Raw genomic sequence first — 11,652 nt, 5'->3', positions numbered from 1 at the left:
CTCTTTGCGGAGGGGTTCGCCTCAAGCGAATTCCCCTTCGTAAAGAGTTCGCCTTGAACACGAGTGGGCGCTAGCCCGCGAGTGTTGTTTCACCCCCCCTATCTAACAGGGGGGTACAAAAACACGAAAAACAATCGAAAAACTACGTACAAACACTGTTATACCAAGGAAATGGGCACTTATTGACAAGTGTTAACTAATTTAAAAAAGTTCACACTTTGTTTTCACTGGTTCTAACGAGTTTCAAATAGCGCATCAAACTGATCTTTTTAGCTATTCAACTTTCAATTAGCCTCATTGATTCTCAAACTACCGATTTTATACTTCTATTAATGGCCCATGAATAGTATTATGATTTGAATTCATTTATTAGCTGATACTTAGTCGCACGGCCTTGCCCGACTTTTTGAATCTTATTCTCTGTTTGTAACTCAGCTAAAGCACGTTCTATCGTTCGCTGGCTAATATCCGGCAACAAACTCTCTAGATCAGCTCTACTCAGAGGTTCAAAAGACTTTTCTAGTTCTTCAACTACCCGCTCTGCTGGTGTTAGCTCACGATTGATAATCATCTCAAAGCGTTCTGAAAAATTTTCATACGCTCGCAAAATAATTCCCACAAGATAGCGCACAAACGGCGTGTAGTCCTGCTCATTTTCCAGCCAGCCCACAGAGCTTGCCTGTAACGCTTCATAGTAAGTTTGCTTCGATTCTTCAATCAGCATCTCAATACTAATGTACTTGCCAACTAGATAGCCCGACTTGTACAGCAATAGCAATGTCAATAAACGAGACATCCGCCCATTCCCATCACTAAATGGATGAATCGAGAGAAAGTCTAAAACAAAGCAAGGAATCAGCAGTAACGGATCAATCTCAGCTTTCTGAATGGCTTGATTGTATTGATAGCACAGCTCATCAATTAAATCCGGTGTCAAATAGGCTGGAGCTGGGACAAACCGAACGCGCTCGTTACCATCTAAATCTTTTTCCGTAATAACATTATCGCCACTTTTGAACTTACCTTTGTAATTTTTAGCCGAGTAATTATATAGATTTTTGTGTAACGTTAAAATATCGTTGGGCACGACGCGAATATACTCGTAACTATCATGAATCAGTTTCAACACATCTCGATAACCGGCAATTTCTTCTTCATCCCGATTACGAGGCTGTACTTTTTCCGCTACGATTTGCTTCAAGCGGCCATCTGTTGTCGCAATTCCTTCAATCTTATTAGATGCCTCTGTACTTTGAATCAAAGCGAGATTCGTTAGCTTATTTAAAATCTCTGGTTTTGTGGCAATATACGGTTCTTGCTTCCCCTTATACTCATGAATTTTGGTCAGCATATTCAGCAGATCATGACTAAGAGTGAGCTTATTCAACTCCCGGTAATCAAATTCTTTCACCGCCATCCACCTCTTTTCTCCGCCATTTTATCTTATTTGGCGGAGAAAAACAAATAGTAACGGAGAACTTAGCCTAAATTCTTATAGTAAATAAAACTCATTATATAAGTATAGACACAATTGTTCTTCACATTAAAAATCTAACTTACTCATGAGTTATCGCCTGAGTATATATTTCACATTGAGCGAAACTACCCAAATTTAAAATACGTAATATTTCTTATCAATTATAAGTATTCGCCACAAAAAGAAGTAATATCTTTAAAATTTTAGTACCTATACCAAATAATTTTTTTAGCACTTTTTATGTTCTAAGCTTTGTATTCCTTATTGTCTCGGACATAGTCATTTTTGATTTACATTCAAGCAGAATAGCGATGCTATCCTTGCAATCGGTACCGATAATCGAAAGCCAACTAATTGATCAAACTTTCACAAAAATTTTCCAATCGAAGTTTCTAGATAGCTAGTTAATGTTTAGGACTTGTGATCTAAACATTAACTTTGAAATGAAAGCTTAAAGATTCCCATCTAATTCGTTCTTTCCCAAATTAAATTAAGTATATTATCAACATGAACTCTTAATAAGGAATCTTTTTCTAAGTTATTTAATTCTTGTTTCTGACAAAATAGAATCTCATCAGATTTCACATTAGTTCCAACGCACTCTTCTGCTAGTTCTTTAAAGTATGTTTTTCCCGTTTGGTCTTCTAAGTCTGCTGTATTAATGTCTTTATTAGATTCTAGGATAGCCATCTCCGGGGTCGTAGAGTTTAAAAAATAGACATTAGAATTCCAATACTTAAGAAATTCCCGTTGCAACAAATATTTTTCTTTTCTACTATTTTCCCCACTATTGGGATTAAATTTTATAGTAACGCCAGTAAGTTCCGTGATGATATTCCCCAAATTTTCATTTTCAGATTCAGATATTTTGTCCACATTAATTTTTGCTTCCTCAACCCATTCTTTCTTAATAAACATCAAACCATCCAAATTAAGCAATTTATTGGCATCTCCATCTAAAACATAAAAAGTGGACTTCTCATTTTTTAATGCTGAGGAATAGATATGATATTTAATAATATTGGCTACCCCGCCAGGTAAATATTGAACATCAAATATATCTCTCATAGATTTAGTTGTTGATTTTATAATTCCATAATCAACAATTGCTTTTGCCAACTTATCTTCAACAATAATTTTATTTTTTTCATCAATCTTATTTCCCAATACTAAAAAGGCATCTTTATAGTCCACATTTTCAGCTACAGCTATTTCCTCATCAATATTTTGAAACGTTTTTATAGCACATTTTGGCAAATGATCAACAAGATATGGTGAGTGTGTTGTCAATATAATTTGATGATTTTTCAGTTTTATTTGTTGTAATAGAAAGAGCTTAAATCTAACAATCGCAATGGGGTGTAAATTGATTTCAGGCTCATCAATCAATATTAACGAGTTCTCATTAGCACTCATGATATCATTCACCAACATTATTAAACGTGACTCACCACTGCCAGCAAAAGCTTCTGTGTAGTTCAAATTTTTCTTTTTCATTAGAATGGTTTTTAATGGTCGAATTTGATTTCCTTTATCATAAAGTTTATGGGAAACGATTCGAATCTCATCGTATTGCTGGTCCAAAATCCATCCAATCTTATTGACGATATCTTCCGGCAAAACATCATTAGTATCAACTCGTTCAACTTTTGCCCAAGTAAAGGAATTTAAATTCTCATCTATTACTTTAGATAATTTTTTTGATCTATTTCTTATAAATTCCTGTCTAGTTTTATATGACTTTTGAGGTTCAAAAACATAATTATAAAAATACATATCAAATGCTGAAATATACTCTTTAAAATCACAAAAAACTACATCTTTCCGTATAGGGTCCCATCTACTAATACTATTATTATTCGCATTTTTAAGCTCAGTTTTTGTGGGCTTTTCCATACCATATTTGACTAACGCCCTAGATGGTTCCCAATAATCCGGGTTATTCTCTTTTTTTATTCTTGTTTTAAGTACTTCTACATCTCGCTTAGCTCCAATATGATAATAAGAATAAATAAAACAATGTCTTTCCTCATCCGTGATCCTATCTACATCAGTGGAAAACCAATAAGTCCCCACACTTTTTTGATCAGGGACACCAAATAATGCCTGTAAAACAGAAGTTTTATTACTACCATTTATTCCGACAAGAACAGTGAGGGGAAATTGAAAATTGATTTCAGTATCTGCAATCAAAGCTTTGTATCTAGGAAATCTAATTTTTTTAATATAAGGTGTATAGATACTATCTATACCTGCAGTAAATTTCTGAGTTATGTCATCAATCAACATTTGTAAGTTAGTATCATTCATTCAATTTCCCTCACCTAATAGATTAATAAAATACGTCCCACTTGCCTTAGCTAAGTTGACGGGTACAGCATTTCCTATTTGCCTAGCCAGCTGAGCTTTATTTCCAAAAAAAACATAATTATCATCAAAAGACTGTAATCGAGCTGCTTCACGTGCACTCAACGCTCTATTTTCATAGGGATGTCCAAATCTGCCTTTTGAAAAGGTCATACATCCTCCAGTAATTGTAACTGCTGGTTTACTTATATCCAATATACCATAGACGTCCGAATGCCCCACTTTATTTTTATGGCAATCAAGGATTAACTCCTCTGGAAGAGAGTCTCTCGATCCACTCCCATTTCTGATGATACTAATTCTTTGCATATTTTTTTCAGAAAGTCCATTCGAGACATGGTTATATACCAATTCGTCCCCTTGATATTCTTCTCCAGCCTCCAAATTAGGTAATCCTAGAATTACATCAGCCTTTTTCCACAAGGGGAGACCTTCGCTTCCATTGTACGAATGTGTTTTCACAGGGAGATTTACATTTTGAACTTTCATTTTTTTTAAGAGTGATTTTTTTATTCCATGCAACACTAACCGTTTCCTAGTTTGTGGAACGCCGTAGTCTGCAGCATTTAAAACATCATAGATTATCTCATAGTCATCTTCCAAATTCTTTTTAAATTCATTAAAAATCTTTTTCCCTTTTTTACTTGTCATTCCTGAAACATTTTCCATAAGTAAAAAATCAGGTTTCATTTCATTAATTAATCTTAGGTATTCAAAAACAAGCTCATTTCTAACATCATCTTCACCACCACGTCTAATTGATGAGAATCCTTGACAAGGTGGACAAGCAACTAGTAATAATTTGTCTTGCCTAGAATCGTATAATTTAGAAAAGTCATTACCGCTTATTTCTCTGATATCTTTATTGAATAAGAAAACTTCTGGATTATTATAGCTATAGGTCTGATTAGCAACCTCATCGATTTCTACCGCAGCAATAACTTCCAGACCAGCCTTTTTTAAACCTTGTGTTGTCCCTCCACTACCACTAAATAAGTCAATTGCTTTAATTTTTTCCACAATAATCATCCCACTTTTTTATCTCAACTTAAAATAATATACATTTTATTTACAATACGCAAACTTACTTTTTGTAAGTTTGTGCTATATTAAGATGACCCTATTTTACGATATTTTTTTTTCCATTGAAAGATTATTCGAACAATCCTTACTTATTGTACTTACTATCTAAAAAGCTAAATTATCTAAATCTATCCCTTAATGAAAAAGGCGATTTTTTTTGCTTCATCTTTGAATTGTTCAAATAAGTCAACTTCAGTTTTAAAGCAATCGTAAATATTAAAAGAATCATTATATCTATACTCTTCAATATTCAATGATTCCTTCATTTTCTCAATTCCATAATAAACAATTTTCGACTTCTCTAAATCAATCCCCAACAGCGGAAAGGCTCGGGTAAAGAAGTCAATCGTTACCTGATTCGTTAAGTCCGGTAAATTGTGATATAGATACTTTTGTCGCTTCGCAAATGTATAGGGTAACAAATGGACTCGGTTGTTCTTAACGTCTACATAGGCATAATAACGTGGCGATGGATCCTCTGGGTCATTGGCTGCGGCCGCAGTATAAAGTGACTCGGTTCCCTCAACTTTGGAATATGTTAGATACGGATCATTTCTCTCCACTAACATACCTGAATCCATAATTCCTTGCAGAAATTCCATAATCGTCATTTCATCATAGACATCCACTTTTTGCTGTTTTAAGAACGCCAACATTTGCTGTAAGAATGCTGGATTCACTTGTAACTGAAAATGATCCTTTAACAAGTTTGTCAGTACTTCTTCTGGCGAACCATACAATAGCTCTTCTACAGTCGTCTTACCCAATAAGGCGATTTTTTTGAGTTTGTCTTCTTTAGGTAAATTAATCCCTCGCTCCCAATTATTAACTGTGGTTTTGGGAGAATTACTGATTAGCTCACCAAACTGAGCCATACTGTAGCCTAAATCCGTCCTTATTTCACGGATTTTTTTTGCTACTCTTTGTTGATCGACTTTCATAATCCTCATCACTCCGATAGTTTTCTAGTTTCATCATATCAAATTTTCTTAATAATCGAAATATAAAAGTACTTATTTTCGAACTTTATTTTGTTGACATTCTACTGGATTAGGCGTACGATATACAAAAGTACTTTTATAAGTACTTTTGGCACGCCCTTTGAAAACTGAATAGTACCTTTCTTCTTTTTACTTCTAGATTGGAGGTAGATCAATCAATGGCAGTCGAAATTACACTTTCGCCTGATCAAGAGACGAGTTTAAGAGAATATATGTATACCTTAATGGTAGATGAAGTGAGAAACGCACGAATAGCCGTACATTTAGAGAATCGCTATTTATCAAAAAAAGAAACTTGTGAGTATTTAGGTATCGCCAACAACACGCTTGATAAATGGATTGATGCAGGGCTTCCCATGATACATCTTTGGGGAGTTGTACGATTCCAGCGAGAAGAGATCGATAAATGGCTAAGGGAGTATTCCAAAGCACAGCAAGGCGCTGTATGATGAGTGTGTAGTGATACTGATATGCCATTTTTGAAAGGAAGATAGAAATGGCAATTAGTCTAATGGAAAATGGCTCGTATAAAGTTAATGTTTATATGGGGGCAGATGCTTCTCGATACGTGGCTTATGCGGACAGCAAACATGAAGCCGAGATTTTAGAAACAGAAGCAAAACTAAAAAAATTGAAAGGAGAAGTGAAAAAGAAGAAAGGTTCTTATACATTCAAAGAGGCTTACCAAATGTGGTGGGATAAGAAATACACAGTTACACAACATCATGAGCAGTCTACTTTAGATCGGACCAAGACTTGCTTTGAGAAGAGAATTCTTCCCTACTTAGGGGAGATTCCGATTAATAAGATTACCTATGACCTATTAGAAGATACTCAAATTTTGTGGGCATTTGGCAATGAGGAAAAAGGCATTAAACCTTATGCTAACTATAAACACTGTGTCTCCTACACCAAACAAGTATTACGCTATGCCCTAGTGAAAGGCTATATCCAAAAGAATCCCTATGATTTGTTGGAGATGCCTGTAAATGCAGACCTAAAGAACAAAAAGGAAGAAAAACGTCAGCAAAAGTACTATTCTAAGGAACTCATCCAACAAGTGCTAACTTTAATGAAACAAGAATATGGGATGCGAGACTTTACGTTACTTTCTTTGGTTTATCAATTAGGAGCAGCCAAAGGAGAAATTTATCCCTTGGTCTGGTCAGATATTGATTTCAAAAATAAGACGATTTCCCTCATGCATAAATTGGTGAAAAATAAAGCTACCGGAAAATACGAACGTGTAAAAGGAATGAAAAACTCCTATCGTTTTCGAACGATTCCAGTAGCAGATTCCGTCATTGATTTATTGGCAAAATGGAAAAAGGTTCAATTTAATGAACTTCAACAAGTCAATATTTTTCCAACTGATGATCAATTTATTTTCACCTATACTACTCAAAAGGGAGAACTGAATCAACCTTTGCATCCAGATTACCTTAACAATAAACTTGATGCCCTTTCAAAGAAATTTGGCTTTTCCAAAATAACACCACACGGGTTGCGACATACTTTTGTCAGTGACCTTTTAAACAATGGTGTGGATGATTTAATTGTAAAATCTCTAGTCGGTCATGCGGAAACATCTGAGATTACGCGAAATGTTTACGGACATGTAAATCCAGAAGTTCAGAAAGAAACCGTCAAGCACTTGGAGGATTACCGGCAAAAAACAAGTTGAGAAAAATAGTCGTAACCAAACTAGTAACCAAAATAAAAAAAGCACCTTCCAAATGAATGGAAAGTGCTTGAAATCGTTGGTATAACAACGATTAACGTTTTGAGAATTGAGATGCTTTACGTGCTTTCTTAAGACCTGGTTTTGCTTATAAATAACACAAATTGATTGTTTATCGTTTAATCTAAAGGGTTTTATAGATTTTTTAAAAATCTTTATATCAATCAATTTCAACTGATTTCAAGCAACTCGCACATCAAAACGTACATCAAAAAAATACGCAAACCAGAACAAGACTACTCAACATAAATAACAAATCAACAATTATTTATATTTGACATATCGTACCTAGGAATATCTACTGTCACCGTGAACAACATCATATCTCATTCGCGTTCAAATTCAGACGAGCGATATTTCTCAATGACTATTTTTAATATCTCAATAATTTCAATATTTCCATCTACATATTCTTCTACTAATTTCATCGTATCTTCGGAAGGCATTGCTGCATCTAATGCTGAGTATGCCAAAGCAGTATCTCGAAGTTTTTCTCGCTCAATTTTCGTGGTGTATTTTATATAATGTTCGTCATCATTCATACCCTACGACTCCTTAGAGGTTGCTTACTATGGAATGGCAACAGTTTTTTTGACAAATTTTATAAGGTGCAGAACTTCTTTCCGTATGCTATTCCGATTGTCCTTGACAATGAGCCTCCTCGGATGTGACGATCTTCAGCAGGAGCTAACAGTTAAAGTTAGACTGCCTCGCTAGCGTTAGCACATCCGAGCTCATTATCAAGGATTCGCTGCGCCAATCTCTGGTTACGGTAACCAACCGGTGTCTCGTAGCCAAGTGTACCGTGCAACCGAAGGTGGTTCCACCAATTGACATAGTCAAATAACTCCAAATCCAATTGTTGTAAGGTTTCAAATGTGTATTGATAGACAAATTCTACTTTCAACGACTTATAAGTTGATTCAGCTACGGCATTATCAAAAGGACAGCCTTTATGACTCAATGATCGATTGATGTCAAAAGTTGTTAATAATTCATCAATAGCTTGGTTATCAAACTCTTTTCCACGATCAGTATGAAAAATCTCAACCTCTGTCAGAGGTTGTTTGATACGGCTAAATGCTTTTTTTACTAGAACGGCATCTTTATGTTCTCCACAAGAATAGCCGAGAATTTCTCGATTGAACAGATCCAAAATGAAACAGACATAATTCCATTTTTTCCCGACTCGTACATAAGTCAAGTCTGTTACGATCGCTTCTAATGGGTTGTCTCTTAAGAATTTACGATTCAATACGTTTGTCGTTTTGGCTTCATTGCAAGTAGAATGATGTACTTTAAAATAAGCAACAGTATAGCTCGATTTTAATCCTCTATTTTTCATGATTCTACTAATTTTTCGTCGGCTGATCCGAATGCCTCGTTTTGATAAGGCTTTTTTTATTTTTCTTGAGCCGTAGGCCTTTCGGCTGCGGATAAATTCTTCAGCGACTACTTCTTCAAGTTCTGATTCGTCTTTCTTTGGTTTTGATTGATAATAATAGGACTGACGTGATAGACCTAATATTCTGCACATCGCTGATATAGGGTAAAGATGCTTATTCGCATCGATTACTTGTCTCTTCGTCCGCATATCAGCGCTGCTTGCTTTAAAATATCATTTTCCATTTCTAATTGCTGGTTTCTTTTACGTAGTTCTAACAATTCTTTTTGTTCAGGCGTAAGATTATCTTTTTCTTTGAATGAACCACTCGTTTTAGATTGCTTTACCCATTTGTCAAATGCTGAAGCCGTTAGTTCATATTCTCGAATGATTTCTACACGTGGCTTTCCAGCTAAGTAAAGATTGACGATTTGTTGCTTGAATTCTTGTGAAAAAGTTCTTCGTGTTCTCTTAGACATAAAAATTCCTCCTGGTATGTTTTCTTCTAGTCTACACACCTTAATTTTTCTGTCTAGTTAATTGTAGCCTATCCACTAATAAAATGCTGATACAAATCGACTTCATATCAATTTTTTCTGTATAAAATTACTCCTTTTTGATTACATAGTAGTTTAAAGTAATTAAAGCTATAATAAATCCTTTGAGGGTGGGATTATTATTTAGATTGCAACAATACAGTTAACATCTCGTATGTCTGCGTTTTATCAAAAGGAATATCCTCATTTTGAGGAATTTCATTTATTCGTGTCTGTAATTCATCTAAGAACTCCAGCATGTCTTCTTGCACACGTTCATTAAGGGGCAACGAATCGAGATTTTTCAAAGAACCTAATAGTCTTGCTATATCGTTTAAATGCTTTTTGATGTTTCTACTATCCACTCGCATGGTTCCCTGTTCACGTTTTTTAGTTAAGTCCAACCAGGCTTTTGCTTTAAACACAATAAGATATTTACTATCCAGCACTGAATAACCATCTACAATAATTTTTCCTTTTACGAGAAGATCATAATAATCTTCATCAAGTAATAGTGCAGATAAACTCATATCCTCATCAAAATGTACCGGAGCAGTTCTTAATGTACTACTGAACCAATTTGGCGTTACACAAAATAGCTCTATAATTGCTGGATAATCTGGATTATCTGTTTTAAAGCGATATAGTTTTCCCTTCTCATCCATTTTATTTGGTGTGTACCCACCCGCATAAATAAAGTCAACAAATGCCTGATAAAACAACCAATCCTTCTTTTCTTCGATAACCACTAAGTCATAATCTTTTGTCGAACGACTATTCAATCCATTTTGATGTAAAACAAGTGATGTAGCGGTACCACCAATTATCACATAACGATCCGAATAATCTTTAAAGGCTTCTAGAAAGTTTTCATTACTATTTAACGGCATCTCAATTACTCCAAACTTTGTTTTATTTTGTAAAGTAGTTCATCCAGTTCCATCTCAATCCTTGGATCATCGCTATCTTTAAGGCTAAAATACAACGATATTGGATCAACGAATCGATCATTACTAAGGGAAAATGGGGAATAACTCCATAATTCTAGTTCAACCCTATTACCAATATTCACTTCAAATACTTCCTTGTTACTCATTATTGAATCTTCAATTGACTCCTTAAACACTTTTAGTGAAGTGGCATATACTTCCTCGGTATTTGCTAAATTTGATATTCTACTCAATGCCGGTAGTCCAGCAACTTTTAACCTAGTATTGGTTGTCTCTATTTCACTTAATTGATTAATATCTTTGTGCTTCAAATATACACTTTGCTTTTTAGGGTTTGTAAAAAAAGAAGCAGCTTTTTCAAAAACGTCATTTTTGGAAAGTAAGAACGAATAACTTCCATATTCTGATTCAATCCATTTAAACGAACTAAATTTTTTTAAACCTCGATAGACGGTCGGAATAGACACGCCGGTTATTTCACTTATTTCATTTGGTGTAAATCCTTTTCCTGTTCTAAGTAAAATACTTATAAGTACTGCTTGTTCACTAGGAGATAATTTATCTTTTAAGCCTAGCTCTATATTTTGAATTCTCTTAAGGGACATTCCAAGATCCGGGATAAACAAATTCCCCTTATAATCCACAAAAGGAATTCGAGCTTTTAACAATAATGTTCTAGTTTTTTCAGGTATCTCCGTAAATACTAAAATAATCTTTTGTCCGATAATTTCACCTATTTTATCCGCCTGGTTTATAAATGATTCAATCGACCCTGTCCTTTTTTCTTTAACTAATACAAATCGTTTGTTTTCATTTAAAATCGTCATTTCTAGATAATCATATCGATACTCAAAAGCTATAGGCAAATTAACAACTACATTTTTTAGTTGAACTGGCAATGCAATCTTTTCAAATACTTTATAGATTTTTTTTTCGTTCAATCTAACTCACCTACCGTTTTATCATGATAAGCAAATTTTATCACCGCATTTGATAATTTACAACCGTTTTGATAATTCGTGTCTGTTAATTTTATAATAACGCCGATTGTAAAATTAAGCTAGACAACTAAAAAAGCCATTTGTGCTACACTCAAAATAGTTCTGACCAAAG

The 11,652-nt window shown here is 34.5% G+C and carries 10 protein-coding genes; 2 read left to right on the top strand and 8 right to left on the bottom strand.

Annotated features, from left to right (window positions below; genetic code table 11):
- Positions 1 to 349 precede the first annotated feature (349 nt).
- The 4 genes from FFM67_RS07680 to FFM67_RS07665 all read right to left on the bottom strand — a co-directional run bounded on the left by FFM67_RS07680 (position 350) and on the right by FFM67_RS07665 (position 5,868).
- Positions 350 to 1,417 carry a Fic family protein gene (locus FFM67_RS07680; protein WP_174784471.1) on the bottom strand — a complete coding sequence of 356 codons (1,068 nt, stop codon included), beginning with the start codon at positions 1,415 to 1,417 and terminating at the stop codon, positions 350 to 352.
- Positions 1,418 to 1,942: 525 nt separating this feature from the next.
- Positions 1,943 to 3,787, bottom strand: coding sequence for an ATP-dependent nuclease (locus FFM67_RS07675; protein ID WP_137613991.1), 1,845 nt, complete (start codon positions 3,785 to 3,787; stop codon positions 1,943 to 1,945).
- Positions 3,788 to 4,864 carry a DNA cytosine methyltransferase gene (locus tag FFM67_RS07670; RefSeq protein WP_137613990.1) on the bottom strand — a complete coding sequence of 359 codons (1,077 nt, stop codon included), beginning with the start codon at positions 4,862 to 4,864 and terminating at the stop codon, positions 3,788 to 3,790. It lies immediately after the preceding gene.
- Positions 4,865 to 5,055: 191 nt separating this feature from the next.
- Positions 5,056 to 5,868: a helix-turn-helix domain-containing protein gene (locus FFM67_RS07665; RefSeq protein ID WP_137613989.1), complete on the bottom strand. Its 813-nt coding sequence runs from the start codon at positions 5,866 to 5,868 to the stop codon at positions 5,056 to 5,058.
- Between the two features lie 218 nt (positions 5,869 to 6,086).
- Between FFM67_RS07665 and FFM67_RS07660 the strand changes: the two genes are divergently transcribed.
- Entirely contained in the window at positions 6,087 to 6,377 is a 291-nt protein-coding gene (locus FFM67_RS07660; protein ID WP_003128904.1) for a helix-turn-helix domain-containing protein, read from the top strand.
- Positions 6,378 to 6,424: 47 nt separating this feature from the next.
- The gene (locus tag FFM67_RS07655) at positions 6,425 to 7,612 is read left to right on the top strand and encodes a tyrosine-type recombinase/integrase (RefSeq protein WP_137613988.1); all 1,188 of its coding nucleotides are present in this window, start codon (positions 6,425 to 6,427) and stop codon (positions 7,610 to 7,612) included.
- A gap of 383 nt (positions 7,613 to 7,995) precedes the next feature.
- Here the strand turns inward: FFM67_RS07655 and FFM67_RS07650 are convergent, their stop codons facing one another.
- The 4 genes from FFM67_RS07650 to FFM67_RS07635 form a co-directional block, all read right to left on the bottom strand.
- Positions 7,996 to 8,211 (bottom strand): hypothetical protein, encoded by a 216-nt coding sequence (locus FFM67_RS07650; RefSeq protein WP_033918655.1) that lies wholly within the window; start codon positions 8,209 to 8,211, stop codon positions 7,996 to 7,998.
- A gap of 158 nt (positions 8,212 to 8,369) precedes the next feature.
- Positions 8,370 to 9,532 (bottom strand): IS3 family transposase gene (locus tag FFM67_RS07645; RefSeq protein WP_137613987.1). Its coding sequence is split into 2 segments (ribosomal slippage): positions 8,370 to 9,256 and positions 9,256 to 9,532, totalling 1,164 coding nucleotides; the frame shifts between segments, so codons are not numbered across the junction.
- A 197-nt stretch (positions 9,533 to 9,729) separates the two neighbouring features.
- Entirely contained in the window at positions 9,730 to 10,479 is a 750-nt protein-coding gene (locus FFM67_RS07640; RefSeq protein WP_174784470.1) for a hypothetical protein, read from the bottom strand.
- A gap of 5 nt (positions 10,480 to 10,484) precedes the next feature.
- Positions 10,485 to 11,480: a sigma-70 RNA polymerase sigma factor region 4 domain-containing protein gene (locus FFM67_RS07635; protein ID WP_137613986.1), complete on the bottom strand. Its 996-nt coding sequence runs from the start codon at positions 11,478 to 11,480 to the stop codon at positions 10,485 to 10,487.
- Positions 11,481 to 11,652 lie beyond the last annotated feature (172 nt).

Origin of the sequence: Enterococcus viikkiensis (assembly GCF_005405345.1) — a bacterium.
In the GTDB taxonomy this organism is placed as follows: Bacteria; Bacillota; Bacilli; order Lactobacillales; family Enterococcaceae; genus Enterococcus_A; species Enterococcus_A viikkiensis.
This window is presented reverse-complemented; position numbering and strand designations above follow the sequence as displayed.

Excerpts from the sequence above, each read along its gene's own strand:
- FFM67_RS07640 (WP_174784470.1), bottom strand. The coding sequence starts at position 10,479 with ATGCCGTTAAATAGTAATGAAAACTTTCTAGAAGCCTTTAAAGATTAT.
- FFM67_RS07680 (WP_174784471.1), bottom strand. The coding sequence starts at position 1,417 with ATGGCGGTGAAAGAATTTGATTACCGGGAGTTGAATAAGCTCACTCTT.
- FFM67_RS07675 (WP_137613991.1), bottom strand. The coding sequence starts at position 3,787 with ATGAATGATACTAACTTACAAATGTTGATTGATGACATAACTCAGAAA.
- FFM67_RS07650 (WP_033918655.1), bottom strand. The coding sequence starts at position 8,211 with ATGAATGATGACGAACATTATATAAAATACACCACGAAAATTGAGCGA.
- FFM67_RS07655 (WP_137613988.1), top strand. The coding sequence starts at position 6,425 with ATGGCAATTAGTCTAATGGAAAATGGCTCGTATAAAGTTAATGTTTAT.
- FFM67_RS07660 (WP_003128904.1), top strand. The coding sequence starts at position 6,087 with ATGGCAGTCGAAATTACACTTTCGCCTGATCAAGAGACGAGTTTAAGA.
- FFM67_RS07665 (WP_137613989.1), bottom strand. The coding sequence starts at position 5,868 with ATGAAAGTCGATCAACAAAGAGTAGCAAAAAAAATCCGTGAAATAAGG.